The organism is Rhizobacter sp. Root1221 (assembly GCF_001425785.1).
Taxonomy (GTDB): domain Bacteria; phylum Pseudomonadota; class Gammaproteobacteria; order Burkholderiales; family Burkholderiaceae_C; genus Rhizobacter.
Map to the genome: position 1 here is coordinate 44,692 of NZ_LMDI01000045.1, position 24,876 is coordinate 69,567.

The window sequence follows — 24,876 nt, forward strand, 5'->3', positions numbered from 1 at the left end:
AAGAGGAACTCTTGCCGCGGGTCTAGGCGTTTCCCTCGTCGCCCGCCTTCGGGCCGTTGGCCTTGTTCGCGGCTTCGTAGATCCGTCGAACCACATCGGGCGTGAGGCTGGAGAGCGTGTGCGCGTCCGCCTCCGAATCGATGTCGAACAGCATCGCCCCCGCCTCGTCGCACAGGACCATCGACAGCGAACGCCCCACATCCAAGCCGTCGTCCTTGCGCAAGGCATCGAGTCGCTTGCGGTTTTGACTCGCCGTGTAGATGGTCTGTACGGCAACGAAAACCTCACCCAGCCCAGGAATCTCGACCTTGACCGGCGGCGGATTCGTCGCCGCGGCGACGGCGGCCCGAAGGCTCATGCGATCGAGCGCGCTCACGCCACACCGCTTTCGAAAACGTAGATCTCGCCGGTGAGGCGGATGGTGGCGGAGCCTTGCCACAGGCCGCCGTTTCCGCCGGTCAGGTTCTGCGACTGCACCGATCCCAGGGCAACGACGCGCCCGCCGTCCTTTGGGAACAGCAGATCGAAGGCCAGGATTTCACCCGATCGCTTGGCCGCCCGCATTGCCACCTGAATCGGAGAGTTCAACGCCGCCAGGTAGTCGAGCTGCATGGTGCCCGGATCCGACAACCCAATCTCGAACTCCTTGGCCTTCGAACAGATCGTCGTGGCTTCGTATTCGTCCGCAGCACCGTCCTGCTGGTTGAAGTTCTGCAGCTCGCAGAACGGGGACATGTCGGCAGGCGCGAGGGTGCCGCCCGAGATGTACGCCGTGTAGTCGGTCGAGTCCACGCCGATCAGGTCCAGGTCGTTCGCGGTGGCCCCCTCCTGCACGACGTACAGGTTGCCGTTCAGCTCGGTCATGCCGACGACGCCGGCGACCTTGACGGGAGTCCCGTCCTCGAGGCCGTGTGCCGCACTGGTGACGTTGGCCGGGTCATCGTTGGTGACGGCGGTGATCGCCTTCGTGGCCAGGAATCCGATCTGCACCCGGAACTGCGAGCCCGGGAACTTGTAGCGCTTTGCGGAGGGCATGTTGATCGCCTTTCGTTTGGATAAAAAAAGGGCCGCACTTGGCGGCCCCGATGGAGAATTGGTTCGCTCAGACGCTGGAGAGGTAGACGACGTAGTCGAGGGAGACCCGAGCGGTCTTGGTCGCGGCCTCGTCGAACTCGTTCTCGGCCGCCCAGATGAACTCCGGCCCGAGGGCGCGCATCGCGGTCAGCACCTGGGAGCGCAGTTGCGACAACTCGATCCCTCCCTTCGCAGCATCTGTGACCACGTCCAGCTGCAGGCGGTAGTCCGCCGTGTCCTCCCCGCCATCACCGCAGATGGATTCCGACGGCACCGCGTCGATGACGGTGATGCGGATGGCTGGCCAAGTGGGAGCGGCAGCGTTGATTGGCTGGGGGAACAGCCTGGCGTAGACGCGACCACCCACAAGCGGGGTCAGTGCCGCAACGACGGCGGCCAGCATGTCTTGGCGGTTCACGTTTCCAGATCCTTGATGGCCTTTTTGATCCGATCCCCGAATCGCTTGGACACCGCCGCGGCCGCCGGCTGAGCCGCGGCATCTGCACCGGGCCGGAAGAACGGCTGTGCCGGCGCGGTGACGGTACCGAACTCCTGCAGCACAGCCACCCGAGAGGCGTATCCGTACTTGCGTTTGCCTCGCATGACCACCAGGTGCTCCGACGTTGCAGACGTCTGCGATGGCTTCAAACGCTTCACCACGACGTTGCGTTCGAGGTTGCGCGGTTCGACCATCACGTCTTCGATCCTGTACGGCTCGTCCGCAACAGGAGCGCGTCTGGCGATCTCCTTCTTGAACACCGTGGCACCGGCTGACGTGGCGGACCGCGCAACGTTCTTTTGCACCTTTTCGTCGAGCTGTTTGAACTTCAGCCCCAGTTCGCGGAGGCCCTTGACGACGATCGAGCGGGCCATGCCTACTTCTCCACCATCTTGAGGAAGACCGATTGGTCCTCCACCTGACCGTCTGCCGCGGTGATCCGGCAGGTGACACGCAGCTGGCTGTTCAGCTTGATGGTCGCATCCGGTGCGACCCGAACACGGGCGATGACCACACCGGCCGCGACGCTCGTCTGAACCACTTCCAGGCCGTCAGCAGCGATCACCGCGTGTGAGGCGTACGCGGACTCGATGTCGGCCAGCCAAGACGTCCAGTCGAAAGGGATGTCTCGCACCGCGTCAAGGTCGAAGCGTGCCACTGGCTTGAACTTGTTCGAAAGATCCCACGCTGAGCCGGTCGTTGCCATTGTTTATCCCGGAAGTACTACGTAGGTGCCGCCAGACGCGGCGACGACAAAGCGCATGCCCTCCGCGCCCACCACAAACCTCATTCCCTGCCCCGGCACCACGAAGCGCCACGCTTCGGATTCGCCGGGACCGGTCTCGCTGAAGTGCCCCACGGCGAGATCCGCCGCTTGCGCCGCAGTGATCAGCGACGCAAACACGCCGAGTGCTGCCCCGCTTTGTGACGTCGAAGCCGAAACCTCGATCACGGCGGCCGCGGTCTGGCCCGTTGCTGTTGAAGCGTCCGTGCCATTCGATTCCTCAATGATCGAACCGGCGAACTGTCCTGGCGCCGCCACGACTGCCCCTGCTGTCTCGACCGCGGCCGCTGCCTCCGTGACCCCAGCGCCGGCCGCCAGCGTGTGCGCCTGGCTGTCGTTCGCCGCGACGGCCTCGGCAATGAACGGCACAGCACTGCCCGCACCGGCCACCGACTCAACAGGCGCAGCCACTTCGGTGGTCGCCACCTCGAACGCACCTGCGGCCAACCCGTTGCTGACCTCACTCGCCGCGGCGGGTTCGCTCCGCTCCCCGGATGCCGAAAGCCCCGCACTGCCGGCGTCGGAGCCAGAGGCGGCATCCACCAGACTTGCCACGTAGTCCCCAGTCGCGGCGGCACTTTCGCTCGCCGCGGTTGATTCCGCCATGGCGACACTGGCCACCAGAGCGATCGACTGGGTGTCTCCGGCCACACCGGCTTCGCTCACGCCGGCAAGCAGGCCAAGCGTGAAGGCCTGCGACTCGCTCGATCCGGTCGCTTCGATCAGCGCAGCAGCACCCGCAGCACTCGAAGCCTGCGCAGTGTCCGCCGCGCCGGCCTCCGCGACTGCTTGCTCGAGGGCTGCCGCGCCCCCCTGCGCCTCTGTTGCGGCGCCCGCGTCAGTCTGTGCAGCGATGAAGCTCCCATCGGACCCGGCGGCTGCGAGAACTACCATGACGGCCTCAACGTCATAGCCGCTCGGGTTCATGCTGCTGGTCGCTTGGCTGCCGGCCGCCGTCGCCACCATGTGCGAGGCAAGGTAACCCGTCGTTGTGGTGCTGTCCTGCTCCACATCATCCAGGGTGAATCCTGTCGGGTTGGCAAAGTTCAGCGGGTTTGCGCCTGCGTCGGCAACCATCCCCACCAGAACAAGGTCACCCACTTGCGTGCTGGTGCCGTCGCTGGAAACGCTGCTGATGCTCGAGGCCCCAGAGTCGCGCAGCGCGCTCGTGAGCACCACCCCGCTGAACTCCTGCAGAACACCTGAGAAGTAGTCGTTGTCGCCGCCAGGCAGCGCATCCACCGTCACCGTGGTGGTTCCGGCCGCGACGTTCAGCGCATACCAGATCTCAATGAAATTGTTGTCGCCGTCTCCGTTCACGCGGCCCTGCAACCAAGTGTTGCCCTGACTGTCGGTGATCGTGTCGATGCCGGCCGGGTAGTTGCCCACCTGCAGCGTGAGGCAGTTTCCAGCAGTGACTGCGCTCGGCAGCGCGTTGACGGCCTGCGCACCGGTGCTGTTGAGGGTGCGCCAGGGCGTCGAATTCTTCTGGACGAACAGGATTGCCATGCGCGCGCCTCAGTGGCGCCCCACCCGGACGGGCGGGGCTGTACGGATCACAGACTCGCGGTGTACGTGACCGTCAGCGTGTTGGTACTGACCACCGGTTGGTCGCCCCCGGTGAACAGACCTGCGCTGTAGAGGATCCCGCTCGTTGCATCCACGGCCGAGGCAGTGGTCAGGAAGCAGCCCTTCACGGTGCCGGACCCGGTGAAGGTGAACACCGCACCGGCCGACAACGACTTGCTACCAGAGGCGGCGGCCGACCAGGCGGCGGTCTTGCGGGCGCCGCTGTAGGTGGGCGCGTTCGTTGCACCGGCCTCCAACCATCCAGCGTGTGATGCAGCGGTGTCCCCCGCAACGGGGCCGGCGCCGTAGCTGGCCGAGCTGATCAGCCCAACGTAGAACGCTGCCGTGTACGCGGAGCCCGACAGGTACTTGTCGAGTGCGTCGTTCTTGCCCTGGGTCGTCACCAGGTTGGGAAACTCGCGGCGCGAGATCTCGTTGCCGTCCTTGTCGCGCAGGACAGCAGTGAACCGGCCTGCGGCCCGTGCAACCTCGGAGAAGCCGTTGCGGAACCCCATCGCACCCAAGGCCCGCGCCACAGCCGTAGCCTTCGCTGCCCCCTTCATGCTGCCACCTCTTCGACTTCGGACTGCAGGAACCACCGTTCGCCCGGCGTGCCGTCGCTGGTGACGAATACGACGAGGTACTCCATCTGTTCGGAGCCCTCGTTGAAGCGCCGCTCCACCACTTCGCCTTCGAGCTGCGGCACGACTTGCCGCACCCGTGCGCCTGTCTTGATCACCATGATCGTCCTTCCGAGAAGTGCCCTGTCGGGCGGGTAATACAAGGTGCTTGCTTCAGCCGGCGTTGACGCCGCTGCTGCACATCAGCTCAATCTCGCGCCGACCGAGACGGATCTCCGCTGGGGGGCGCACGATGCTGTAGATGCTGGTTCCGTGACGAATGCGCCACGACGAGGACACGGCCGACAGCGCTGGCGACCAGCGCACCCGAATGCGGGTGTCCATCTCGCCGAGCGGTTGATTTCCGAAGATCGCTTCACGGCCACCGATGGGCTCGATTGAGGCAAAGACCTCGGCCCTTCGAACCCAGCCGATCGCAACCCCACCGGTGGCATCGGAGATCTGGGTCGGCGCCTCGAACACCGCCCGCTGTTTGAGAGATCCGGCGCGCATCAGATCCTCGGGGACCAGCGGCAGAAGTCGAGCAGCATGGACGCACCCATCGGAACTTGTGTCGCAATGGTCCCGAGAACCACTTGCTCTCGGTTCTCGTACCAGTGGCCGATCATGAGCAGCATCGCCTGCTTGATGCTTGCCGGCACGGCGGCGGTGCTGTCGGAAGCGACGTACGGCGCCTGGAAGTTGATCCTGATGGCGCCTACGTCGTCACGCGCATCCGGCCAAGACGAGCCGTAGACGGGTCGAACACTTGGCGCGCCAGGGTCATCGTCCAGCCAGTAGGCCGCATCGTCCAGCAGCTGCTCGACGCCATCGGCATCGATGTACCGCAGGGAGGCGATGGAGCCAACCGGAGAGACCGGCAGCGGCAATGGATCGCAGAACGCGTCGACCCGCAGCTGATACACAGCGTCCGTGAGCACGAGGCCCGTGTGCGCTTCGGCGTGCTCGCGCGCCGCCTGGATGTACACGGGGAGGATGCCCGCCTCGAACTCCGGCGGGTCCTCGGGATCTCCGTCGATCCGGCAGTGCTGAAACACCTCGAGCATCGACACCGGCTCGAACGTCGGCGAGGTGACGATGCGCAGGTTCACAGCTTGGCCTTCGCCGCCGCGACGGCGTCGGGATGCAGGTCCAGCACGCCAGTGGCGGCGCCGGCCTTGGCGTCGGCTTCGCTCAGTTCCACCAGTTGGGATGCCTGCCCGAAGAGGCAATCGCAGAGCACGAACGCCTCGACCTTCACAACCTGGATCTCGGTCACTGGCGCGGCGGGAGCGCCTTCGGAGGCGGCACCAACGTCGACAACGGCAAGCGGGGTGGCATCGACCACGGATGCCGGTGCGGGACTCGGTGCAGACGTCTGCTCGGCGACAACCTTGATCTCGGTCCCTGGCGCGGCGGGAGCGCCTTCGGAGGCGGCGCCAACTTCGACAACGGCAAGCGGGGTGGCGTCGACCAGGGATGCCGGTGCGGGACTCAGTGCAGACGTCTGCTCGGTGTTTTGTCTCTTCGTCATGGAGTACTCCGATGGGGGCGGCCGCTGGCCGCCCAGGTTGTCAATGAAGGGATCAGGTGGCCGAATTGACGTACACCTTCACCGCGGCCGTGTCGAGCAGGTTGCCGCCCGTGCGCATCCAGCCGCAGAATCCCACCTGGCCGTTGAGCGCGAAAGCCGAGTCGTCGAACCGGCGCAGCGAGTAGCTGTTCGACACATCACGGATGACGTACTGTTGGAAGTCGCCGAACGCGATCGACCGGGCATTGGCGGCCATGGCTGCGACGTCGTCGTTCACCGTGTAGCCGTACCCGGCAAGCGAACCCGCCAGGCCGCTGGTGATGCCCTCGGCGTCACTCGGATTCCAGATCGGACGGCCGTTCGTGTCCTTGATCTTGCGCAGGACCTTCAGGCTGGAGTCCGCCAGCATGAAACGGGCATTCCTGCGGTAGGCACTGTTGACCGAGTGGATCAAGTCGATCACGTCGTCATAGATGACCGACAGGGTCTGGCCAGTCGTCCCGGTCTTACCCACGGTCGCGCGGGTGACCACGCCGAACGGCTGTGCCGTGCCGGTGCCCGTCGTGTAGTGCAGGTTGGTGATCCGGCCGAGACGAGTTGCCAGGCGGTTCAGCACGAACGCGATGATGTCGATCGCGCTGTCCTGGATCAGCTCGACCGGAAGTGCGATCTTCTTCGAGCTGTACTTGAACGGATTGACCGCCGCCGTGCCGAAGGTCATGTCCTGCCCCGTCGCAGCAGCGTTCTCGGCCACGATCTCGCCGACTTCCGCGGTGCCATCTGAGGTGGGCCAGTTCAGCGGGCTTCCGGAGTCGGTGGAGATCACCTGCGCAACGTCTCGCATGCCGCCGAAGGCCTTGAGTGCGTCCACGACCATGGCCGCGATCTCCGAGGGGACGGTGTACCCGCCCTCGGCCGGGGTCGTGGTCGACATGGCGTTGCGGATGGCCACGGCCTGCTCCGCGGTCACGTTGGCGCCATGCCGCAGGTAGATGGCCACGGCATCCTTCACCGTGATCTCGGCCGTGTCGTCCTTCTTCTTCGGATTGACGTTGAAGAAGCTGTCGGCCTCCAGCTCGCGCATGCGCTCCTGCGCACGGATCTGGCTCTGGGCCCGCTCGATCTCGTCGGCAAAGCCGTCGAACTTGGCTTGGTCTTCCTTGCTCCACACCTGTTCGCCCTTCTCGGCGAGCATGGCTTGGGCTTGAGTGGCGAGGTTCTGGATCTTCTCGCGCAGTTGTTGGATCGTCATCTCTGACCTTTCGTGATGTCGAGGGCGACCGGCCCCCTTCGGTTTGTCACGCGCGAGAGCGCTAAACAACTTGCAGCAGGCGCAGGCGGTTGGCGTTGGCCGGGCCCATCGACTTGCCCGGCGCCGGGAGCGCGGGCGGCTTGATCGGTTGTGCGAGGGCCTTCGGTGCCTTCGCGAATGCGGAGAGGTTCCAGTTGTTGCTAGTGGTGGTCGCCGTGGTCACCCGGTCGACGAAGCCGTGCTCGAGCGCCTCGGCCGCGTTGAACCAGGTCTCGGCATCCATCCACGCGATCACGTCGGCGGCATCCTTGCCGGTCTTCTTCGTGTAGTCGTCCACGATCGAACCCTCGACCTTCTCGAGGAGGTCGGCCGTCTCACGCATGTCGGTCTTGTCTCCCCACACGAGACCGCTGGCGTTGTGGATCATGAAGAACGCGCCGTCGGCCATCTCGACTTCGTTGCACGCCAGGGCGATGCTCGTCGCTGCACTGGCGCAGAGGCTGTCGATGTGCGCAACGGTGCGGCCGGAGAACCGGCGCAGCGCAGCCATGATCGCGCGGCCCTCGAAGACGTCTCCGCCCGGGCTGTTGATGTACACGTTGAGCAACTCGGCATCCGCGACCTGGGCCAGCGCCTCCACCACCGCAGTGGCGCTGACTCCCCACCATGGGTCGATCACGTCGTAGATGTATAGCGACGCCTCCGCGCCGTTGCGCACCAGGTTCGTTGGCCGCTTCTCGCGGGACGCGTTGTCACGCAGCAGCTGCAGGATCTTCATTGCTTTTCCCTGTGGTTTTGCGCGGGTCGAAGAGTTCGCCCGCGGTGCCCGGAAGCGGGGCCAGTCCCTTCGCCTTGCGGACTTCGTTCTGTGTCATCCAGCCTGGCCCGGTGCCAGGGCCGCCGAGGGCCGCGCGGTTGTATTCCGCTTGCGCCTTGCTGTCGCCCTCGATCAGCGCTTCACGGTCGAAGCGCACGAAGCGCCCGCTGTTCTTCGGAAACAGCTTCCGGTTCAGCTCTTGCTCGATGCGGACCAGGTGCGGCTGCAGCGTGTAGGTGACGAACGCGCGGCTCATAGCCTCGATCCCACTGCCCCAGCTCGTGGACGCGCTGGTCTCGCCGATCATGTGAGGCGGAACCCCGAACGCCCGGGCGATGTCGATGACCTGGAACTTGCGCGCCTCGAGCAGCTGCGCGTCCTCGGCGCTCAAGCTGATCTCCTTGGCCGTCATGCCTTCGGTGAGTACCAGCGGAATGCGGTGGGCGTTCTGCACGCCCGCGTACTTCGTGGCGAACGCGGTCTGCAGCGCGACGATGTGTTCGGGCTTCATGCCCTTGTCGGTCGACAGCACCATGGACGGATGCGCGCCGTTCGAGAAAAACCGTCCGCTGTACTCGTCCATCGCCAGGGCGTTCCCCGTGGCGTTGCGTGCAGCGTGCTTGATCACCGACATCGAACTCACGCCGTCGAACCCGAAGCCAGGGAAATGCAGCACCTCTGCAGGTTCGAGCCAGGTGGTGATTCCGTACTGGGCCAAGTTGACGTAGTACCGGACGGCCCCGTCTGGCTGTTGCACTGGGCTGACCCCGCCCCACGGCAGAGGAAGCAGCTCCCTGATGGTGTTGTTCACGCCACGCCGGATCCACGTGTAGCCGTCGCCGCGCAGCAACTGCGCAACGCTGACGCCCTCCCAGTGGCTGGCCGCGGTGTACTGCTCACTCGGCTGCTCGTTCAGCAGGTACCAGAGTGCGTCGCGGGGCGCTAGCGACTTCGTGTCGCCGTCCGTCGTGTACGCATGGATGGGCAGCGTGGAGATGCCGCCGGCGATGCGCTGAACGCACGCAAAAACGGCGGCCACCCGCATCGCCGACGCCGGGCTGACCACCATGCCGGCGGCGCCTGGCGTCACGCCGAAGGCTTCCATGACGTCGGCGCTGTAGGTGGCATTGGCCACCTGCTCCACCCCAGCTCGCGCCAGGGAGCCGTCGCGACCGGCCAGCCACGTCGCAAGCGTGCCGGTCTGGCGCAGCGCCAGGGCGCCGGTCATGCCGGCACCCCTGCAGACGTCTGCACAGGCGCCGCGCTCACGTCCACGAACCCAGTGGTGAAGGACGCTTCGCGGGTCGCCATGGCCCGACCGAGGGCGATGATCGCCGCCACCGGGCCGTCGATCTTGTTTTCATCCCGCTCCTTGCGCGGATAGATGTTGTCCTTCGCGTCCCGATGGCACACCACGTTGCTGATCATCCAGGTCATCGCGGGGTTTCCGTTGTGTTCCAACTTGCCTTGAAGCACGAGTGCCTCGAGTTCTTTCATCGGTTCGCTCATGGTCTGCACCGTCTGGCGGTACTCCACCATCGGGGCGCCGTCGTCGATCAGGTGGCTGATGAGCTGGGAGGCCTGCCAGGGGTCGGCCGCGGCCTCACGCAGATCCAGGTCCGCCAGGTCGTCGCGGACGGCCTGCTCGATCTGGTCGAAGTCGGTCACGTCGCCGTCGGTCACGTTGATGTGGCCCGCACGGCGCCACCCGTCGTATTGACTGTTGCGCCCTTGCTCCACCGCCCGCTCCGGGAGCCAGAACGTCGGGATCAGGTAGTACTTGTCCGCCGCCTCATCGATGAACAAGTTGACCTTCGCGGCCACGTCAACCTTGCTCGCCAGATCCAGCCCGGAAACGCAAGGGAGGTGGCGCACCTGGTCGACAGTCAGGCCGGGGTTCGCGCAGCGATCCCACGCGATCATGTCCATCCAGGCGCTGTCGGCGTTCACCCAGACGTTGAGGCGCTTCGTCAGAAAGTTTCCCTGTGCGCTTGGCGTCGCAAGCGCCTTGCGGCACGCGGCCTGCAGGTCATCGACCTTGACGCTCACGCCGAGGTTCGGATTGCTCTTGCGCCACACCGCCGGGTCGTGCCAGAGATCGCCCTCGTCGATCGTGAAGATCATGCCGAACCAGGTCTCGTCGATGATCGTGCGCTCGAGGACCTTGATCGTGTAGTCGCGCTGCTCGTAGCAGATGCCACTGCGGTCACTGCCGGCCGTCGTGATCATGATGATCAACGGCTGGCTTCGAGCCCCCGTCGCGCTGTCCAGCACGTCGAACAGGGCCCTGGTCTTGTGGGCGTGCAGCTCATCGACGACGGCCCCGTGGATGTTCAGCCCGTCAAGCGTGGTTCCCTCGGCGTTGAGCGGCTTCGCACCGCTTGCCGTGCTGGCGACAGTGATGTCGTGGCGGCCGACATCCACGCCGAACCTGTGTTTGAAGTCGGGCTTGCGGTCGGCCATGTTGCGCGCGACGTCGAACACCTCGCGTGCCTGGTCGCCGGTGGTCGCCGCGCTGTACACCTGCGCGCCTGGTTCACCATCGGCGGCGAGCAGCAAGAGCAGCACGGCAGCGGCCCATGTGGACTTGGCGTTCTTTCGCGCGACCTCTTCGTAGGCGCGGCGAAATCGGCGCAAGCCGGTGGTGGCATGCACCCAGCCGAACAGGTTGATCGTCTTGAACACTTGCCAGTCTTCCATGTTGAGCGTGGCGTACGCGAGCTGCCCGTCCTCATAGACCGGCCTCGCCCACTCGCCTTTGATGTGCGGCATCAGGTCGACGAAGCGGCACGCCCTGGCCCCGATCGCCTCGTCGAAGCGATAGGGGAAATCGTCGTGACCCTGGCGCAGTTCGTAGTCGTCGAGGAAGCGCTGACAGGCAAGCCTCTCCAGTCGACCCGCCGCCTCGTGCCCGAGGGTCACCCGCTCGGCGTAGGCCCGAGCGCGGTGGAGGTAAGTCGCCACGTCAGAAATCCGCGAAGCTGCGGGCGCCCGCCGGGTCTGGCTTCGCTGCCTCGCCGCCCTTGTTCACATCGAACAGAGGAAGCTGCGACCGAATGGCTGTGCTCACGCGGGCGCGTTGCGCGGGCGTCAGCCCGAACTCGGCCAGCCAGCTGCGCAGCTTCTCGGTCTCGCGGTTAAGCGCCTGGTACGTGGGCGACTGGATCCGCATGCCGTTCGGCGTGCTGACCTCGATGGCGGCGGCCGGGTCCTTGTTCTCGCTCAGCAGCAGCTCCTGCTTCGCGTTGATTGAGCGGCGCAGCACCTTCAGCAGGCCGATGATTTCGCAGAGGGTTTCGAGCGCGTCAGCGTCAACCTTCGACAGCAGGTTGTAGTGCAGCAGTTCCGGCACCAGGCGCTTCCACGCCTTCTTGCCCTCTCTGCTCAGATCGCGAGGCATCGGCGGCGCACCCACCTCGGGACGGAACATCGAGGTCAGGTCGATCGCGCGCCCGCCGCGGTTGCCCTCCAGCAACTTCAGTTCTGGCGGCTTGGCCGCTGGCCCACGTGCACCCACCTCAACCTCCTGAGTTTGACCCCCCACCCCCCAAAACCTGCGCGCGCAAAAATCTGCCTGGCGCGTCGGTCACCTGTTGAGGGGCCCTGGACTTTCCCCCTCCCCCCCGGCCTCGGCCGCGACCGCGCGCCGGACCAGCACGGCGGCACCCGTGGCACCAACTTGGGCCTCGGCCCTGGTCTTCAGGGCATGCCGAACCGCATTGATCGCCTGGAGGTTGCTCGGGTCATCGACCCCATCGAGCGTGCCGTGCAGCTGCAGCCAGAGCGCCTTGTTGATCTTGTGATCTACCTCGGTCGCGGGCTCCAGCCGACCCTCGGCCTTGGCCACCTGACACAGGTAGCCGTCACGCTCCAGCACCAGCTTGCGCAACTTCCTCCAGGCATGGCCGTACCCGCGTTGCGTGGTGTTGCCATCGCGACCATGACGCTTGGCCCACTGCACCAGCGGATGGAGTTCGCATCGGCTTCCACCCTGGACCAGCACGCCACATCCGGGCCACGTGCACGGCCGCTTTGCTGCCTTGGGCATGTTCAGACGCCTGCAAATGCAAACGCCCGGCGCGCTGATGAGGCGGCCGGGCGTTGCGTATGTCTTACCTACCGGGGCTACTCCCCAGCGTGCCTGAAATGTAGCGGTTTACTCTCGTCCGTAAAACCCCCCTCAAATTGGCCGGCGTCCCGTCACAAGGCCCTCCACGCGCTCGCGCTCGATCTTCCGCCTGTCTTGTCGTGCCGTGATGTGATCGGCCAGCAGGCGATGGGCCCGACCGATGCGGGCGTGCATCGTGGCCTCGGCGATGCACAGGCGCCGCATCTTCTCCCTCAGGGTGTTCGTGCCCAGGTACACCTCGTGGACGGTTGCCTTCAACTCGGAGGGCAATCGCTCGATGCCGTCGTCCAGTTCGCTGGCGTCGATGTCTGAAGTGGGGATCGGCACGTCGGCGTACGGTTCGCGCGGCATGTCAGCAGCCGCGAGGTTCACGCTGGCGTACCCCAGCACACCACGCCCGCTCATCAGCTTCCATCTCACCCAGTTCTGCAGACGCTGCTCGATCCACTCAATGCGCGCCATCGTTGCCTCCCGGATCTCGCATCACAAGCAGCGCCTGGGTAGACGTCACGCTCAAGGCCGCAAAGTTCGCCATCGCCGGCGTGTCCCACGGCGTGCCCACGCACAACGGTCCCTCCCGTGCGAAGAACCATCCCGGCTCAAGCTGAAGGACACCGCGGCGCCAGCACTCATTGACATGGGCGTCTCCGTGTTGGGCACGCTTCTCCCGCACCAGGCGGGCCACCACAGGCATCTCGACTGGCAGCCAGTCGTATCGCCGTTTCGCTCCACCTTCTTTCTTGTCCATCTTGTCCATGTCCTTTCGTAGAGGAATGAGTACATCCGAGCCCTCACGCGTGCGAGTGCGAGCGGGTGCATCCCCGCCCGCTGGCGCTTTGACCTGGACACCTGGACCGCTGGACATGGCTCCGCCCTCGGCCTCAGTTTCCGGAACAGTGCCGGGCTGAAGAATCGATGCGAGCACGTGGACAACGTGGACAGGTGATCCAGGGGCGCCTGGTCGCGTGCGACTACATGCGGTCGGCCTGGACTGGTTCGACCTTTTCCGCGTCGCCACGCGCTCGCTGGTCAGAACGGGCAGTCACTGAGGGCCCCTACTGTTGAATTGCCCTGCGTCGGGCTGTTGAAGGATTGGCTGCCGCCGGCCATCGGCTGCAGCTGCGGTGGGAGCGAGCGGGGACGGACGTACACCCGTGGCCGCCCCGGTTTGCTTGAACGCTGCACGGGCCAGCCAAGGCGGCGCATGGCCGATCCCGCCTGACGCATCACCACCGACGTCTGCTTGTCCGTCGTGTAGCCGATGCGCTTGAGCAGCTCGGTCATCGAGATCTCGTCGAGCAGCGCGCCGTTGGGAGAACCATGGGCCACGTGCTGCGTCTCGTCATAGAGGAATCGGGTGATCTCCGACTCGATCGCGTTCTCCACGGTGCGGGAAAGCTGCTGAGGGTCGAAGAGCTTGCGCTGCTCGTCCGCCGTCGGGTGGAACCGCTCGCCGGCGTCGACGTAGGTCAGCGCCTCGGCAAACATCTGGTCCAGGTTCTCCAGCACCCAGGCGATGTCGATCTCACGCGTCACGGCCACAGGCCAGAAGCGCCGGTTGCCGGTCGGGTCGGTGAGGTAGTGGTCCTCGTTGGTCGTACCGATGAACACGACCTGGCGCGGGTAATCCTTCGGTCGCCTGTCGAAGCTCGCGCGGAAGCGGTCTTTCTGGCTCGACACGAACTGCTTCACCCGGGTGACGTCTGCCTTGCTCAGGGAGTCCAGCTCGCCCCACTCGTACATCCAGATGCCCTGCAGGTTCTGGTAGCTGTCCTTGTCGCCCAGCACCAGGCCGGTGTCCGCGGAGTACTCCCAGCCGAGCACGGAGGCCAGCGTGCTCTTCCGAGCGCCCTGGGCGCCCTCGAAGATCACCATGTAGTCGAACTTCGTTCCCGGTCCGCAGATGACCCGGCTGCCGTCTTTCTTCTCGGGCAGCACGCGAGCGCACATGGCCATCAACAGCCAAGTCCCCACGCGGGCCAGGTACTGCTGTGTGGGCGCGTCGATCTCGTCCTCGCCCATGCATGCTCGACGCAACCAGCCAGCCAGGCGCTTCTCACCGTCCCAGGTACCACGCAGGCCTTCCAGGCGCTCGCGCACCGGGTGATACCGGTGCCGCTTCGAGACCATGAGCACGGCCTCCTCCAGGGTGCCGCGCGGCATGCTGGGGAGCCAGTGTTCTCGGGTGAGCCAGTTGCCCATCTCGAGCTCGTCCTCTTCCTCCCAGGCGCCAGCGCGTCCACCCCAGGGCGGCGCCTTGAGCTTGATCACGTTGTTCGTGAACTCGTTGAAGGCGATCACGCCCTGGACTTCGTCGATGCCAGGGATCCCGTCGGTCGGGATGCCATCGAGAGCCAGCACCAGGTTGTCGCGCACCGCCAGCGTCGCGCCCTTTTGCGTGGTGAGCAGCCGCGAGCGCCAACGGAGATCGGGGCCGTCGTCAGCAGCGGCCGCGCCCTCGCCTGTTGCTGCGCCAGCCAAAGAAGGGGTAGATCGGCCGGCGGCCTTCGCGCGGGCAGCATCGTCCGGCGGAACGAACTCACGCGCGCCCCGGATGAACGCGCGCACCTCTTCTGCACCCCAGCCACCGGCGATCGCATCGGCCAGATCCCAGCCGTCCTCGACGTTCCCTGGCTTCGGCACCGGGCACATCAGCACCGTGCAGCCCTCGTTGGCGACAAGCACCGAACCGATCTTCACCATGGCCTTCATGCCCGGTTGCACGGCTTCGTCCAGCAGCGGCTTCGACTCTGGCGCCAGGCCAGCCTCGCGTTCGTCCTTCGTAAGCTTGACCCGCTTGGCGTCGCAGTCGGGCCACAGGTAGACGGTTCGGCCCATGAGCCAACGCCAAGCCGCCTTGCCCCATGCGTTGGCTCCGCCGGGCCAACTCACGAAGTCGAACTCGTGGCCCAGCAACTGGTGGCCTGCCAATGCACACTTCTCGCCCTCGACCAGGACGACGGGCGTGTTGCGAGGATCGCCGCTCAGGAGCGTGGCTGGCACGTACAGCGGCCGAGGCTCGTCCCACTGCTTCCAGTGCCACCGCATCGTCCCGCGCCCGTCGCTCTCGTCGACGCACCAGGTATGCGGCAGGATCTCCTTGCCGCCGTCGCTCGTGGTGAAGCGGACGACATGGCCGTACAGCTGCCCCTCGAACTTGTACTCCCAGGACCCGGCGACATCCGTGTAGTGCCAGTGCTTGAAGTCGGCCGGCGGTGCATTGGCCGGCACAGGCGTCACGGCCCGCCAGACGCTTTTCCTCTTGCCGTCCTGCTTGGGCGACTCGTCTGCCGCCGCGGGCGGTTCTGGTCGCCGCTCGTGCTGAGCAGCCGGTGGCGCCTGGCGTGCAGACGTCTGCGATGCCACTTGGTGGCGGCTCCATCCCATCAGTTCAACCAGGCGGCGAGCAGCTTGGATCTGGCTGAGGTTCTGGATCGCGGCGTACAGGCTGATCAGGTCGCGGCCGGAATCGTCCCCGCTGAAGTCGGCCCACATGCCGGTGTTCAGGTTGATGCTGCAGCTGCCCCCTGCCCCGCCCGAGAGGTCCGCGCACACGTACTCGTGGCCCTTGACCGCCCCGCCCGGCAGCCATTCGGCCACCAACTGCTCGGCTCGACGCAACAAGGCGTCGGCCAACTCCGCGAAGTCAATTGGACGTTCAGCCATGGGCTGCCCCTCGTCCGCACGGGGTCACACCTGCGACTTGGCGCCGCATCGGTCGTGAAGGCATGTTCTTTTCGTTGTTGTGCGATCAAGCGGCCACTGGGGCCGCGATGGACTGCAGGGCATTCGCCAGCGCGGCAACGCCGCATGCATGCCCGGGCACGAATTCAGCCGGCGCGTAGAGACCCTCCCAGTGTTGCGAGCCTGCGCGCTTCACCGAGCTGATGCGCACGAGCTGGCCCGCGCGCACCATGTTCTCGACCGTGCGCCGGGCGGCGTCGAATCCGACCTGTGCGGCGGCTGCGGACTCCCGCACTGAAACACCGTCGACGGCAACGCCCTCGACCAGCAGGCCACGGTCGCTCAGCAGGCGAATGAACGCCTGCGCGAGTGCATCGCGGATCTCACCGCGCGGGCGCATCAGGTCCGCACCTGTTGAGCAAGGGGCGCGTGTCCCATACGAGTGGCGTCGAGAACGACAGGCCGAGATTGACGCTCGAACGGCTGACGCAGACGGACGACAACCAGATCGGCCCCGGCGCTGAAGGGCCAGCGAGCGCGTGCACTGATCAAGCCGTCCTTGTCGGTGCACGTCAGATCCAACGCTGCGGAGTTCCCAGTCGTGTCGTTCATGGCTTCTCCGGCCGGCTGCGATGGATGGCCGTGCCGACGAAGCCAGCTGCGATCAGCGCAACACACCCGAACGCACCGAACCACACGAGGACGGCCGCGACGGCAAGGGCAGCAGCACGCGCAGGCAGACGCGCCCACGCCCTCGCCTTGCTAAACCGGTCCTTCGGGTCCACCCGGGCACTCAGGAGCCCGAAGACGCCGAAGAACCAGAGCCAGGCCAGCAGCACGTTGCCCGCTCCATCGATACCGTTGACCTTCCATTCGATGGCGCCCCAGAGGGAAGCCGCCCACACCACTGTGTTGATGGCAAGGCCCCGGAATGGCACCGGTTTGGCCACGTCGTCAGGCTGCATGGCGCACCTCCATCGGATGGACGCGCTTGCCCTCGGCGTTCTTCGCAGCGAAATTGGAAAGCAGAGCCTGGCCGGCAGCCATCAGCTCGCCCCACTGGCGGTGAAGGTCCGACAGTTCGGTGTCGGTGATGACCCGATCGGCTGCGCCCACGGCAACCACCTGCAGCACGTCGCTGAACTCCTTCGCCACGTGTGCGAGGTGGCCCATCGTGTCCTCGTGAGCCACATCCAGCTGGGGCAACTGCAGCGCCATGAACCCCAGCTGCGCGTTCATCGCGTGGAGCGTGCGGAAGTCGCGCGAGATCTCCATGATCTTCAGCGCATCGACCAGGCCGGCCTTTGCGTTGCTGCCTGCTGGCGGACGCACCTCGTGGCAAAGCGAGGTGCCCCGCTTGCCGATGCGCGGCGCCAACGCCTCCGCGCCGCCGTCGAAGTCGTGCACCGTGTTGTACAGCGCGTCAAGAACGCTCATGCCCATAGCAAACCTCGCTCGTCGTTGTGATGGAACTGGTGTCGATTCGCTGCGAAACTGGCACGCCTCTGCCAGCCGCGCACTGCCTGGAGTCAAGCGGCATCGGGCTGCGGAACCGGAGGAGCACCCGGCGCAGCAACGAGTTCTGGCCAAACTCGATGCCAGTCGGCGGGCCGCATGTCCCAACGTCGGAACTGGAACCCGCACTCACGCTCCAGGACTGCGCAGTGCTCGGGGGGGAACCGGCGCCGCCCATCTCGCCAGAAGCACACGGCCTGGACGGAGACCCCAAAAAGAGTCGCAGCCTTCGAGGGCCCGATCAGCTCGATTGCTTTTCCGATTGCATCCATGTCGAAAGATTCTACATGTGTAGAACTACAAGCTCAACAAGTGTATTTGCGCCCGATTCAACAAGTGTTTAACTTCCCTCAGATGACCCTGGGGAAACAGATCCGGTACTACCGCGACAAGCTTCAACTCACGCTTGAGGAACTCTCTGAGAGGTCCGACGTTGACGTCGGCACCATTAGCGCTCTGGAAGTTCGCGGAAGCCAGCGATCCAAGTACGCCCCCGCAATTGCACGAGCCCTGGGGTTATCCCTTGAACAGTTGCTCGACAGTTCACGGGACTGGACAGACCAAGCTACCAAGCCAGTTGCCGGAGCGCCAATTCCAATCCGCGCGAACGACACCGCCCATCCGAGCAGTTGGCCACTTCCTGGTGTGACTCCCGAAGAGTTCTATAAGGTGTTGCACGAACAGGATCGCCGCGAGGTGGTGGCCTTCGTCCGCGGCCTGCTTTCAGTTCGTCAGGAGCCATTGGCGCGGAGGCGTACTAGTCGACGTTAGCCGTACGGGGCTCAACGTTCTCGCATTTCAACCACGGAGAAAGTGATGGGAAACAGCATTGGCGGAACGATCGGTTTGTTGCTCTTCGTACTTGGAGTGGTGCTCCTTGTGACATGGATCGTTCTACCGTTCATCATGATCAAGATGAACGGTCGAGTGCTTAAACAACTCGAAGAACAACAGATGACCAACCATCTGCTGACGGAACTGCTGGCCGCACACCGGGCAAGCAAGTAGGCGGCGACTGCGGGTGCGACAGAAGGCGCCCGCATTTTTTTGCGCCAGCCTTCTACACTTGTTGACATCACAAGTTCTACGTTTGTAGAATTCGCTCCGTTGACCAATTCCGGTCCTCGGGAGCGCAAATGCAAACCATCGCCAGCCGGCCCCCGGCACTCTCCAAGCCACGCCAGACCCCTCGGCGCCGCCTCCCCCCCATCGTCGGCTCGCGCATCGCGGGCCATCAATCGGGCACTGGAGTGGAGTCCGACCAGATCTACTTCGGCCCCACCTCCGCTCTCGGCGAGTTGGGGTCCGCGTTCTGGTATCGCATGCGCGAGGCCACCTCCTGGAGCCGCGCCGATGCGTGGCGCATTCGCCAGGAAATCTGCGGCACCAGCATCTATCTCGACGCCGTCATCGATGACTTCGGCAGCCTGGTGGTGGTGTCGCAATGAACATCGACATCCGGCTCACCGATCCACGACTTCCCGGTCGCATTGACATCGTCGTCACCGTCCATCGGGCCCCTGACAGCGCGTCGTCGCCCCTCCCCGGCCGACTCGCGGTCTCCATCACCACCGACAACGGTTCGCTGTGCGCATACCCGACGGCGAGCGAGGCGCGCGCGTTGGCAGCTGCGCTGAACTGCGCGGCCACTGAACTCGACGCCGTGACGGCCGACGATGAGGCCGCGTTCCAGCGCGCCGGCGAAGGCTATACAGCGCGGAGCCGCACATGAAGCCCGCCCGCCTCTTCTTGGCCAAGTACACCCTGCGCAACGGCGCCCGCGGCACGTTGCACGTGATCGCGACGTGTAGCTGCGATGCGGTGGTGGTAGCCATCGACACCTTCGGCGGAAATCTGCGCACCTGCAGCGTTTGCGCCCACCCCTCCCCCTGACCCGCCCTCTTCGCCCCGCGGGCGTGCAGACGCCTGCACAACCAGGAGCCCATATGGCCGACTTCGCCGCCACCGAGTTTCACGCCGACCCCGACCTGGCAGAGCGCCCGCCAGCGCTGGCCCACGTCAGGCCCGTTCGCAATCCGATCGCGTTCCCGGCCGAAGACGCGGCCCGGCGGCGGGCCGAGGCCGCGCGCCTGGCCGAAGAGGTGGCGATCAAGCGACACGAGCGGCTGCAGGCGCTCTTCGACAACGCCAAGCGGCAGGCACACGCCGCCGGCCGCGCGCAAGGCCGCGAAGAGCGGCAGTTGACGGTCTGGCTCTGGGGCGCCAGCACGGGCCTCCTGCTGGCCGCCACGCCCATCCTCTACGTCTTCACCAAGGCTGCTTGACGTGGGCGCCGTGCAAGCCAGCCCGCGCGTCGCGCCGGCTCCTTTGCAAGCCGAGTCAGCCTCGGTCGAATTCGGCCCGCTCAAGTGCTCCGTGGCGGGCTTCCTGCTCAAGCACTCGGAGGTGCGCATCAGCACCGACGGCGGCGGACACCTGATCGTCCAGGTGCTGCAACCTGGCGACGCGTTGCCCTTCGTGGCCGTGCAGCACGTGAAGGCAGACGAGCTGGAGAGCCTCAAGGAGCGCGCCGCACTTCTCCGCAAGCACTCTGCCGTCCTCATCCTCGGCAGCGGCATCGGCCTGTCCACCCACGACGGCAACGCCGTCCTCAAGCTGCGGCACGTGCGCGGCATTCAGCCGGTGAACTCCGGCGACTACTTCACCACCCTCGACTGGAAGGACCCCTCGTGACCCTGAACCGCCCCGATCACCACGAGTTCACCGTGGGCGCCCAACGCAGCGAGATCATGCTGCGTGATGGCTCTGCGGTGACCTTGCTCCCCGTGTTCCAACATGGCGAGCCCTGCCCGTACCACCGAGCGGTCAAGCTGAACGGTGCCGTGCGTGTGATCGACATCCGCCACCTGGTGCGCCAGCTCGGCGACGACATCGCCGCGGCCCCGTCGCGCGATGTGCCCGGCCTGGTGTTTTTCACCCTGCGTGCCGCATTCCCGTCCGCCGTGTGCCTGCTCGACCGGGTCAACACGCTGGGCGCACTGGTGCACCTCGAACCCGGGGTGCCGGCATGACCTGGATGCTCACCATCACCGGCGCCATCGTCGATCTCCGGTACATGGAGGCCGCAACCATCGACATCCTGGACATCGCCCAAGGTTTGTCCCAGATCAACCGATACACCGGCCAGGCCTCGCGCCCGTACTCGGTGGCCGAGCACAGCTTGCTCGTCGTTGAGCTGCTCGAACGGCAGGCCGGTGCGACGAACCCCAACGTGCTCCTGGCCGCACTGATGCACGACGCCCACGAGGCGTACTTCGGCGACATGTCCGCGCCCCTCAAGCAGACGCTGGACATGGCCACCGGTGGCGCGCTGCGCCGCGAGGAACAACGCGTGCAGTCCAGCGTCCTTCGCAAGTTCCGATTGATCACGCCGTTCTATTCATCCAGCCGCGAGATCCACTGGGCGGACATGACCGCACTGAGCACCGAGCGCGAGGCCCTCATGCCGAACCAGGGGCCCACCTGGGCGTGTACCAGGTCGTATCCGCCCGTCACGTGGAAGAACTTCGAAGCCGACGGTGACCGCGACTGGCAGCACTGGCGCGCGGCCTTCCTCATGAAGTTCGCCGAACTCGATGCGGCGCGGCAGGCCAAGGCCATCGCGCTCGCGTCCGCCCCCCTGTCCGCCGCGGCGGACGCATCCTCTTGAGATTCCCTCATGACCGACACCATCATCACCATCGGGATCGCCGACCTTCACGAGAGCCCGTTCAACCCTCGCAAGAACTTCGTCGACACGACGCTGCTGGAACTGGCCGCTGACATTCGGGCGCATGGCCGCATCCTCCAACCGCTGCTCGTTCGCCCACGTGTGCCGCCTCTCTTCGCAGGCGACGCTGACGCGACTGTCGGTCACGAGATCGTGTTCGGCCATCGCCGCTTCCGAGCTGCCCGTCTGGCCGGTTTGGTGGAGGTGCCAGTCATGGTGCGGCACATGACCGACGAGGAAGTGAAGCGGGCGCAGATCTCCGAGAACCTGCAGCGGGAAGACGTGCACCCGATCGAGGAGGCTGAAGGCTTCCAAGCGCTGATCGACGAGCACAACATGACGGCCGACTTGCTGGCTGAGCAGCACGGGAAGAGCCGCAGCTACGTCTACGGCCGACTGAAGCTTCTGGCCTTGTGCCCCGAAGTGCGCAAGGCCTGCCTGGCCGGCGAGATCGGCAGCGAAGTCGGCCTGTTGATCGCACGCGTGGGCGGCACGAAGCTGCAGCAGAAGGCGCTGTCCGACATCAAGGGGCGCAACGGCGATCCGACGGACGGCGGCAAGCGAAGCTTCCGCAGCATCCGCGATTTGCTGAACGAACGATTCACCCTCAAGCTCAAGGGCGCGATGTTCGACATCGAGGACGAGATGCTCGTGCCGGCGGCAGGCCATTGCGTGCGATGCACGAAACGCAGCGGTAACGCGCCTGAATTCGAGGATCTTCTGGACGACAAGGGGAGCCACCGCTGGTCACACACGAACACCGGTCCAGACGTTTGCACGGACCCGGACTGCTTCGACAGCAAGAAGAAGGCGCACCTGAAGCGCGAGGCCGCCAAGCTGCAAGAAGCCGGCAAGGTGGTCGTCGAAGGCACCAAGGCGCGCCAGGCGATCGACGCGTACGGCAAGCTCAAGGGCGGATTCATCGCTGTCACAGCGGTTCGCGCCGAACTGAAGAAGGTCGCCGGCGACAAGAAGCCTCAGGTGTTCACGATCCAAGATCAGCGCACCGGCCAGACGGTCGAGGCAGTGAAGGTCGCCGACATGCAGGCCGCGGGTATGAAGTCCACCGCGCCTGCCCCCTCGCCTCAACACGCCCTCGACTCCGAGGCCAGGCGGCGGCAAGCGAAGGAGGACGAGGCCAACGTCAAACGCGAGCACGAGCGCCGCCAAGGCCTGTTCAAGCGCGCACTCGAAGTCGTCCAGGGTCGTGAGCGCACCGAGTTCGACATGCGGTTGATCGCCCGCTACGTCGTTTCGCAGATGGACTACGACGACGACGAGACCCTGCTTGAGGCCTACGGTGCCTCCGACCGCAACGAACTGACCGAGCGCCTCGCGGCGATGTCGGCCTTCGAGATCGGCACGCTCATGCTCGCGGTCGCGATGTCGGTGAACGCCGAGTGCCACTACAAGAACGCCGCTCCTGCGGAGTACCTCGAAGCCGTGGCCACCGAGTACCGCATCGCCCTGGACGAACTCGTCGAAGGCGCTTCCACCCCTGCTTTGGCTGCGCGCGCGCCGGAGGAGAGCGAGCCGACCGGCGATGACCAGGTGCGCGATGCCGGGCCCGGTGCTTGGCCCTTCCCCCGCACCGGGGCCGAGACGAAGAAGCCGCGCAAGAGCAAGGCGAAGGCCACTGCGCCTTCGGCGCAAGAACAGAAGGACGAAGCCGGCTCCGCCGGCGCCGAGCCGGTGCTGCAAGCCGCATGGCCTTTCCCTCGCTCGATCACTACGGAGGCCGCATGACCCCAAGTCAGCTCGCCACGCTGGATGCGGCCGCGGAGTCCCTAGGGCTGAACGTCGGCGGCCAACTGGCCGCGGACGTCCGTGCGCTCGCAGCGGCAGCGCGCATCGACGCGGCACCCGTCGCCATGTTGAAGCGCGTGCGCAACGAGTTGCACGCCTGCCAGGCGGTGATCCACCTCGCTGGTGGATTCGACCCTCGCTACGTCGCCGATGCGAAAGCTGCTCTCAAGGAATTGGACGCGGCGATTGCGCTGAAGGAGCCGTCGTGAGCAAGGCTGCCTACGTGAAGTCCCAAGCCCAGACACGCCGGCATCACTGCCACTGGCCGGGCTGCGAGCGGCAGGTGCCGCCAGCGATGTGGGGTTGCCGGCCGCACTGGTGCGCCCTGCCACAAGAGCTGCGCGATCGCATCTGGCGGACGTTCCAGCTTGGCCAAGAAGTGAACGGCACGCCCAGCTGCGACTACGTCGAGGCCGCCCGTGCGGTCCAGGCCTGGATCGCTCAGCAGCCACGGCCGCCCGAACAGGGAGCGCTGCTGTGAAGCGCCGCACTCCGAGCCGCAGCGAGTTGCTCAACCGACTGCCGCGAGCGTTTCGCCCGAAACTCGTCCCAGACCAGGTGCGCGACTTGGCCCTAGCCCACGTCGTCAACCTCGACGCGATCGCCACCGGCCAGGCCGACGAGTCGATCCTCTGGCAGCAGGTTGGCGGAACGCTCACCTGGTGCCGCGTCGCCGAGCTCCTCGGCATGGGCGAACCGGAGATGGCCGAGCAGCTGCAGCTGCTTGAGCAGGTCGTTGCCCGCTACCGCAGCACTGGCCGCTTGGTGTTCGCCGGCCCCGAGTACCAGCTCGCGAAGAGGGGCCTGCAGGTGATGGACCAGCTGGCAGCGATCGTCGACCGGCCCACGGCCCTGCAGGCGGCCGAGTGGGGCGAGCAGCGAATGAACACGATGGCCCGAGGGGCCGAAAAGCAGGAGCAGCCGACATGAACGCCCACCGCTTGACTTACCCCGCCGGAGCCCTCGTGCGCGCCACCGAGATCTGCCGCAATACCAAGACCGGCCAGCCAGGGCTGCTGCCCATTAACCGAGCCACCTGGTACAAATGGCTGGCAGCCGGCAAGGTGCCGAAGGGGACGCACCTAGCGGGTAGCCGCACGGTGGTGTGGCCCATAGAGGTCGTACGCTCGTTGGGGCAGCCGGCCGCACAGGTCGCGCCAGAGAGCGCACCAGCAACCTGACGGGGTGCTTCACGCCCCGGCTTCTTGCTTGGCTTGCCGCTGCTGCATCCGCGTTTCGCGTTCGCTTTGGCGCTCGTTAAGGAACGCCAGTCTCTCCGCCATTCGGGATGCGCGCTCGCGACCGGCAGTCGCATCAATCTCGAGCGGGAGGTCTGCAGCCCGCCGCAACCGACGCACCAAATCGGCAGCGTAGATCGCGAGGGAGAGGTACTTGTACTGGCGGACCGCGAATTCATCGTAGTACTCCGGCCAGTCCCCGTACTCAAAGTGTCTATCGATCTCGACCGCCAATCCGTCGGCCTTGTATGGCAAATGCAGGATCTCGAACATGAGTTTGGACGGCAACGACTTCCAGTCGACGTCGAACGTCATGGGCTCGAACGTCGGGGCCTGCACCGTGATTTGGTGGAAGCCTTGCTCCCCTGCGGGTCTGCCCTCTGCCGTGCCATCGTCGAATGACACCGCCCAGCATCCGTCGACGAAGCGCTCCAAGTGACCACCCACGAGGATGGCCAAGTACGCAGCATCCTTCTCACGGTTCGTTCGGACCGTCACCCAGTCTTTAATCGCCCCGATGCACTGCCCCAGCACAACGCCGCTGATGGCCGCCACTGCACCCACAACGGCCGATCCAGTTGCTGCTTCCATACTCTCCCCCCTGTCGTTGTTGACGGTGAGTTTC

At 65.6% G+C, this 24,876-nt stretch carries 40 protein-coding genes; 14 read left to right on the top strand and 26 right to left on the bottom strand.

The annotated features are described in order from the left end of the window. Positions 1-22: 22 nt before the first annotated feature. The 25 genes from ASC87_RS24360 to ASC87_RS33895 all read right to left on the bottom strand — a co-directional run bounded on the left by ASC87_RS24360 (position 23) and on the right by ASC87_RS33895 (position 17,749). On the bottom strand, positions 23-376 hold the full coding sequence (locus ASC87_RS24360; protein ID WP_157604311.1) for a hypothetical protein: 354 nt from the start codon (positions 374-376) through the stop codon (positions 23-25). After that, positions 373-1,035 carry a ubiquitin-activating E1 FCCH domain-containing protein gene (locus ASC87_RS24365; RefSeq protein WP_056668891.1) on the bottom strand — a complete coding sequence of 221 codons (663 nt, stop codon included), beginning with the start codon at positions 1,033-1,035 and terminating at the stop codon, positions 373-375. The genes ASC87_RS24360 and ASC87_RS24365 overlap by 4 nt, the downstream gene beginning before the upstream one ends. A gap of 67 nt (positions 1,036-1,102) precedes the next feature. After that, on the bottom strand, positions 1,103-1,492 hold the full coding sequence (locus tag ASC87_RS24370) for a DUF3168 domain-containing protein (RefSeq protein ID WP_056668894.1): 390 nt from the start codon (positions 1,490-1,492) through the stop codon (positions 1,103-1,105). Further along, positions 1,489-1,947, bottom strand: coding sequence for an HK97-gp10 family putative phage morphogenesis protein (locus ASC87_RS24375; RefSeq protein WP_056668897.1), 459 nt, complete (start codon positions 1,945-1,947; stop codon positions 1,489-1,491). Before ASC87_RS24375 ends, ASC87_RS24370 begins: the two co-directional genes overlap by 4 nt. 2 nt (positions 1,948-1,949) lie before the next feature. Continuing rightward, the gene (locus tag ASC87_RS24380) at positions 1,950-2,279 is read right to left on the bottom strand and encodes a hypothetical protein (protein WP_056668900.1); all 330 of its coding nucleotides are present in this window, start codon (positions 2,277-2,279) and stop codon (positions 1,950-1,952) included. Positions 2,280-2,282: 3 nt separating this feature from the next. Next, on the bottom strand, positions 2,283-3,866 hold the full coding sequence (locus ASC87_RS24385) for a hypothetical protein (RefSeq protein ID WP_056668904.1): 1,584 nt from the start codon (positions 3,864-3,866) through the stop codon (positions 2,283-2,285). A 47-nt stretch (positions 3,867-3,913) separates the two neighbouring features. Then, a complete protein-coding gene (locus ASC87_RS24390) occupies positions 3,914-4,489 on the bottom strand; it encodes a hypothetical protein (RefSeq protein WP_157604313.1) in 576 nt (191 codons plus the stop codon). Next, on the bottom strand, positions 4,486-4,668 hold the full coding sequence (locus ASC87_RS24395) for a hypothetical protein (protein WP_056668910.1): 183 nt from the start codon (positions 4,666-4,668) through the stop codon (positions 4,486-4,488). The genes ASC87_RS24390 and ASC87_RS24395 overlap by 4 nt, the downstream gene beginning before the upstream one ends. A 52-nt stretch (positions 4,669-4,720) precedes the next feature. Continuing rightward, positions 4,721-5,059 carry a head-tail adaptor protein gene (locus ASC87_RS24400; RefSeq protein WP_056668912.1) on the bottom strand — a complete coding sequence of 113 codons (339 nt, stop codon included), beginning with the start codon at positions 5,057-5,059 and terminating at the stop codon, positions 4,721-4,723. After that, positions 5,059-5,658 (bottom strand): head-tail connector protein, encoded by a 600-nt coding sequence (locus ASC87_RS24405; protein WP_056668915.1) that lies wholly within the window; start codon positions 5,656-5,658, stop codon positions 5,059-5,061. Before ASC87_RS24405 ends, ASC87_RS24400 begins: the two co-directional genes overlap by 1 nt. Then, entirely contained in the window at positions 5,655-6,080 is a 426-nt protein-coding gene (locus ASC87_RS32135) for a hypothetical protein (protein WP_157604315.1), read from the bottom strand. The genes ASC87_RS24405 and ASC87_RS32135 overlap by 4 nt, the downstream gene beginning before the upstream one ends. 52 nt (positions 6,081-6,132) lie before the next feature. Beyond that, positions 6,133-7,332 (bottom strand): phage major capsid protein, encoded by a 1,200-nt coding sequence (locus ASC87_RS24415; RefSeq protein WP_056668921.1) that lies wholly within the window; start codon positions 7,330-7,332, stop codon positions 6,133-6,135. Positions 7,333-7,393: 61 nt separating this feature from the next. Continuing rightward, the gene (locus ASC87_RS24420) at positions 7,394-8,110 is read right to left on the bottom strand and encodes a head maturation protease, ClpP-related (RefSeq protein ID WP_082568908.1); all 717 of its coding nucleotides are present in this window, start codon (positions 8,108-8,110) and stop codon (positions 7,394-7,396) included. Continuing rightward, positions 8,085-9,377, bottom strand: coding sequence for a phage portal protein (locus ASC87_RS24425; RefSeq protein WP_056668924.1), 1,293 nt, complete (start codon positions 9,375-9,377; stop codon positions 8,085-8,087). Before ASC87_RS24425 ends, ASC87_RS24420 begins: the two co-directional genes overlap by 26 nt. Next, complete coding sequence (locus ASC87_RS24430; protein ID WP_235582273.1) at positions 9,374-11,071, bottom strand: terminase large subunit; 1,698 nt, start codon at positions 11,069-11,071, stop codon at positions 9,374-9,376. The genes ASC87_RS24425 and ASC87_RS24430 overlap by 4 nt, the downstream gene beginning before the upstream one ends. 43 nt (positions 11,072-11,114) lie before the next feature. Further along, positions 11,115-11,624, bottom strand: coding sequence for a phage terminase small subunit P27 family (locus tag ASC87_RS24435; protein ID WP_200954510.1), 510 nt, complete (start codon positions 11,622-11,624; stop codon positions 11,115-11,117). A gap of 111 nt (positions 11,625-11,735) precedes the next feature. Then, positions 11,736-12,152, bottom strand: a complete 417-nt coding sequence (locus tag ASC87_RS24440; RefSeq protein WP_056668930.1) for an HNH endonuclease — start codon at positions 12,150-12,152, stop codon at positions 11,736-11,738. A gap of 177 nt (positions 12,153-12,329) precedes the next feature. After that, positions 12,330-12,740 (bottom strand): hypothetical protein, encoded by a 411-nt coding sequence (locus tag ASC87_RS24445; protein ID WP_056668933.1) that lies wholly within the window; start codon positions 12,738-12,740, stop codon positions 12,330-12,332. Further along, positions 12,727-13,035, bottom strand: a complete 309-nt coding sequence (locus ASC87_RS24450; protein WP_056668936.1) for a hypothetical protein — start codon at positions 13,033-13,035, stop codon at positions 12,727-12,729. The genes ASC87_RS24445 and ASC87_RS24450 overlap by 14 nt, the downstream gene beginning before the upstream one ends. A gap of 272 nt (positions 13,036-13,307) precedes the next feature. Continuing rightward, the gene (locus ASC87_RS24455; protein WP_235582274.1) at positions 13,308-15,773 is read right to left on the bottom strand and encodes a VapE domain-containing protein; all 2,466 of its coding nucleotides are present in this window, start codon (positions 15,771-15,773) and stop codon (positions 13,308-13,310) included. Between the two features lie 256 nt (positions 15,774-16,029). Further along, on the bottom strand, positions 16,030-16,362 hold the full coding sequence (locus ASC87_RS24460) for a hypothetical protein (RefSeq protein ID WP_056668942.1): 333 nt from the start codon (positions 16,360-16,362) through the stop codon (positions 16,030-16,032). Next, complete coding sequence (locus tag ASC87_RS32140) at positions 16,362-16,574, bottom strand: hypothetical protein (RefSeq protein WP_157604316.1); 213 nt, start codon at positions 16,572-16,574, stop codon at positions 16,362-16,364. Before ASC87_RS32140 ends, ASC87_RS24460 begins: the two co-directional genes overlap by 1 nt. Then, complete coding sequence (locus ASC87_RS24465; protein WP_056668945.1) at positions 16,571-16,927, bottom strand: hypothetical protein; 357 nt, start codon at positions 16,925-16,927, stop codon at positions 16,571-16,573. Before ASC87_RS24465 ends, ASC87_RS32140 begins: the two co-directional genes overlap by 4 nt. Then, positions 16,917-17,399, bottom strand: a complete 483-nt coding sequence (locus tag ASC87_RS24470) for a phage regulatory CII family protein (protein ID WP_157604318.1) — start codon at positions 17,397-17,399, stop codon at positions 16,917-16,919. Before ASC87_RS24470 ends, ASC87_RS24465 begins: the two co-directional genes overlap by 11 nt. A gap of 92 nt (positions 17,400-17,491) precedes the next feature. Continuing rightward, a complete protein-coding gene (locus tag ASC87_RS33895) occupies positions 17,492-17,749 on the bottom strand; it encodes a YdaS family helix-turn-helix protein (RefSeq protein WP_082568911.1) in 258 nt (85 codons plus the stop codon). Between ASC87_RS33895 and ASC87_RS31090 the strand changes: the two genes are divergently transcribed. The 14 genes from ASC87_RS31090 to ASC87_RS32155 all read left to right on the top strand — a co-directional run bounded on the left by ASC87_RS31090 (position 17,748) and on the right by ASC87_RS32155 (position 24,194). Next, positions 17,748-18,248, top strand: a complete 501-nt coding sequence (locus tag ASC87_RS31090) for a helix-turn-helix domain-containing protein (protein ID WP_235582275.1) — start codon at positions 17,748-17,750, stop codon at positions 18,246-18,248. The genes ASC87_RS33895 and ASC87_RS31090 overlap by 2 nt on opposite strands. Before the next feature lie 45 nt (positions 18,249-18,293). Beyond that, on the top strand, positions 18,294-18,485 hold the full coding sequence (locus tag ASC87_RS24475) for a hypothetical protein (RefSeq protein WP_056668951.1): 192 nt from the start codon (positions 18,294-18,296) through the stop codon (positions 18,483-18,485). Between the two features lie 128 nt (positions 18,486-18,613). Next, on the top strand, positions 18,614-18,925 hold the full coding sequence (locus tag ASC87_RS32145) for a hypothetical protein (RefSeq protein WP_157604320.1): 312 nt from the start codon (positions 18,614-18,616) through the stop codon (positions 18,923-18,925). Further along, a complete protein-coding gene (locus ASC87_RS24485) occupies positions 18,922-19,209 on the top strand; it encodes a hypothetical protein (protein WP_056668957.1) in 288 nt (95 codons plus the stop codon). Before ASC87_RS32145 ends, ASC87_RS24485 begins: the two co-directional genes overlap by 4 nt. After that, positions 19,206-19,370, top strand: coding sequence for a hypothetical protein (locus ASC87_RS32150; RefSeq protein ID WP_157604322.1), 165 nt, complete (start codon positions 19,206-19,208; stop codon positions 19,368-19,370). Before ASC87_RS24485 ends, ASC87_RS32150 begins: the two co-directional genes overlap by 4 nt. 53 nt (positions 19,371-19,423) lie before the next feature. After that, positions 19,424-19,762 carry a hypothetical protein gene (locus ASC87_RS24490; protein WP_056668960.1) on the top strand — a complete coding sequence of 113 codons (339 nt, stop codon included), beginning with the start codon at positions 19,424-19,426 and terminating at the stop codon, positions 19,760-19,762. Position 19,763: 1 nt separating this feature from the next. Beyond that, positions 19,764-20,171 carry a hypothetical protein gene (locus ASC87_RS24495; protein ID WP_056668963.1) on the top strand — a complete coding sequence of 136 codons (408 nt, stop codon included), beginning with the start codon at positions 19,764-19,766 and terminating at the stop codon, positions 20,169-20,171. Next, a complete protein-coding gene (locus tag ASC87_RS24500; RefSeq protein WP_056668966.1) occupies positions 20,168-20,509 on the top strand; it encodes a hypothetical protein in 342 nt (113 codons plus the stop codon). The genes ASC87_RS24495 and ASC87_RS24500 overlap by 4 nt, the downstream gene beginning before the upstream one ends. Continuing rightward, a complete protein-coding gene (locus ASC87_RS24505) occupies positions 20,506-21,147 on the top strand; it encodes an HD domain-containing protein (RefSeq protein WP_056668969.1) in 642 nt (213 codons plus the stop codon). Before ASC87_RS24500 ends, ASC87_RS24505 begins: the two co-directional genes overlap by 4 nt. Before the next feature lie 9 nt (positions 21,148-21,156). Further along, complete coding sequence (locus tag ASC87_RS24510) at positions 21,157-22,953, top strand: ParB/RepB/Spo0J family partition protein (RefSeq protein WP_056668971.1); 1,797 nt, start codon at positions 21,157-21,159, stop codon at positions 22,951-22,953. Then, positions 22,950-23,222, top strand: coding sequence for a hypothetical protein (locus ASC87_RS24515; RefSeq protein ID WP_056668974.1), 273 nt, complete (start codon positions 22,950-22,952; stop codon positions 23,220-23,222). Before ASC87_RS24510 ends, ASC87_RS24515 begins: the two co-directional genes overlap by 4 nt. Further along, positions 23,219-23,494 carry a hypothetical protein gene (locus tag ASC87_RS24520; protein ID WP_056668977.1) on the top strand — a complete coding sequence of 92 codons (276 nt, stop codon included), beginning with the start codon at positions 23,219-23,221 and terminating at the stop codon, positions 23,492-23,494. The genes ASC87_RS24515 and ASC87_RS24520 overlap by 4 nt, the downstream gene beginning before the upstream one ends. A gap of 86 nt (positions 23,495-23,580) precedes the next feature. Next, a complete protein-coding gene (locus tag ASC87_RS24525; protein ID WP_235582276.1) occupies positions 23,581-23,943 on the top strand; it encodes a hypothetical protein in 363 nt (120 codons plus the stop codon). Then, positions 23,940-24,194: an AlpA family transcriptional regulator gene (locus ASC87_RS32155; protein WP_157604326.1), complete on the top strand. Its 255-nt coding sequence runs from the start codon at positions 23,940-23,942 to the stop codon at positions 24,192-24,194. Before ASC87_RS24525 ends, ASC87_RS32155 begins: the two co-directional genes overlap by 4 nt. Before the next feature lie 9 nt (positions 24,195-24,203). Here ASC87_RS32155 and ASC87_RS24530 read toward each other — a convergent pair whose 3' ends face one another. Then, entirely contained in the window at positions 24,204-24,842 is a 639-nt protein-coding gene (locus ASC87_RS24530) for a hypothetical protein (RefSeq protein WP_157604328.1), read from the bottom strand. Positions 24,843-24,876 lie beyond the last annotated feature (34 nt).

Coding starts and splice junctions, on each gene's coding strand:
- ASC87_RS24365 (WP_056668891.1), bottom strand. CDS start 1,035: ATGCCCTCCGCAAAGCGCTACAAGTTCCCGGGCTCGCAGTTCCGGGTG.
- ASC87_RS24375 (WP_056668897.1), bottom strand. CDS start 1,947: ATGGCCCGCTCGATCGTCGTCAAGGGCCTCCGCGAACTGGGGCTGAAG.
- ASC87_RS24380 (WP_056668900.1), bottom strand. CDS start 2,279: ATGGCAACGACCGGCTCAGCGTGGGATCTTTCGAACAAGTTCAAGCCA.
- ASC87_RS24385 (WP_056668904.1), bottom strand. CDS start 3,866: ATGGCAATCCTGTTCGTCCAGAAGAATTCGACGCCCTGGCGCACCCTC.
- ASC87_RS24390 (WP_157604313.1), bottom strand. CDS start 4,489: ATGAAGGGGGCAGCGAAGGCTACGGCTGTGGCGCGGGCCTTGGGTGCG.
- ASC87_RS24395 (WP_056668910.1), bottom strand. CDS start 4,668: ATGGTGATCAAGACAGGCGCACGGGTGCGGCAAGTCGTGCCGCAGCTC.
- ASC87_RS24400 (WP_056668912.1), bottom strand. CDS start 5,059: ATGCGCGCCGGATCTCTCAAACAGCGGGCGGTGTTCGAGGCGCCGACC.
- ASC87_RS32135 (WP_157604315.1), bottom strand. CDS start 6,080: ATGACGAAGAGACAAAACACCGAGCAGACGTCTGCACTGAGTCCCGCA.
- ASC87_RS24415 (WP_056668921.1), bottom strand. CDS start 7,332: ATGACGATCCAACAACTGCGCGAGAAGATCCAGAACCTCGCCACTCAA.
- ASC87_RS24420 (WP_082568908.1), bottom strand. CDS start 8,110: ATGAAGATCCTGCAGCTGCTGCGTGACAACGCGTCCCGCGAGAAGCGG.
- ASC87_RS24425 (WP_056668924.1), bottom strand. CDS start 9,377: ATGACCGGCGCCCTGGCGCTGCGCCAGACCGGCACGCTTGCGACGTGG.
- ASC87_RS24445 (WP_056668933.1), bottom strand. CDS start 12,740: ATGGCGCGCATTGAGTGGATCGAGCAGCGTCTGCAGAACTGGGTGAGA.
- ASC87_RS24450 (WP_056668936.1), bottom strand. CDS start 13,035: ATGGACAAGATGGACAAGAAAGAAGGTGGAGCGAAACGGCGATACGAC.
- ASC87_RS24455 (WP_235582274.1), bottom strand. CDS start 15,773: ATGTGGGCCGACTTCAGCGGGGACGATTCCGGCCGCGACCTGATCAGC.
- ASC87_RS24460 (WP_056668942.1), bottom strand. CDS start 16,362: ATGCGCCCGCGCGGTGAGATCCGCGATGCACTCGCGCAGGCGTTCATT.
- ASC87_RS32140 (WP_157604316.1), bottom strand. CDS start 16,574: ATGAACGACACGACTGGGAACTCCGCAGCGTTGGATCTGACGTGCACC.
- ASC87_RS24465 (WP_056668945.1), bottom strand. CDS start 16,927: ATGCAGCCTGACGACGTGGCCAAACCGGTGCCATTCCGGGGCCTTGCC.
- ASC87_RS24470 (WP_157604318.1), bottom strand. CDS start 17,399: ATGAGCGTTCTTGACGCGCTGTACAACACGGTGCACGACTTCGACGGC.
- ASC87_RS31090 (WP_235582275.1), top strand. CDS start 17,748: ATGTCGAAAGATTCTACATGTGTAGAACTACAAGCTCAACAAGTGTAT.
- ASC87_RS33895 (WP_082568911.1), bottom strand. CDS start 17,749: ATGGATGCAATCGGAAAAGCAATCGAGCTGATCGGGCCCTCGAAGGCT.
- ASC87_RS24475 (WP_056668951.1), top strand. CDS start 18,294: ATGGGAAACAGCATTGGCGGAACGATCGGTTTGTTGCTCTTCGTACTT.
- ASC87_RS32145 (WP_157604320.1), top strand. CDS start 18,614: ATGCAAACCATCGCCAGCCGGCCCCCGGCACTCTCCAAGCCACGCCAG.
- ASC87_RS24485 (WP_056668957.1), top strand. CDS start 18,922: ATGAACATCGACATCCGGCTCACCGATCCACGACTTCCCGGTCGCATT.
- ASC87_RS32150 (WP_157604322.1), top strand. CDS start 19,206: ATGAAGCCCGCCCGCCTCTTCTTGGCCAAGTACACCCTGCGCAACGGC.
- ASC87_RS24490 (WP_056668960.1), top strand. CDS start 19,424: ATGGCCGACTTCGCCGCCACCGAGTTTCACGCCGACCCCGACCTGGCA.
- ASC87_RS24505 (WP_056668969.1), top strand. CDS start 20,506: ATGACCTGGATGCTCACCATCACCGGCGCCATCGTCGATCTCCGGTAC.
- ASC87_RS24510 (WP_056668971.1), top strand. CDS start 21,157: ATGACCGACACCATCATCACCATCGGGATCGCCGACCTTCACGAGAGC.
- ASC87_RS24515 (WP_056668974.1), top strand. CDS start 22,950: ATGACCCCAAGTCAGCTCGCCACGCTGGATGCGGCCGCGGAGTCCCTA.
- ASC87_RS32155 (WP_157604326.1), top strand. CDS start 23,940: ATGAACGCCCACCGCTTGACTTACCCCGCCGGAGCCCTCGTGCGCGCC.
- ASC87_RS24530 (WP_157604328.1), bottom strand. CDS start 24,842: ATGGAAGCAGCAACTGGATCGGCCGTTGTGGGTGCAGTGGCGGCCATC.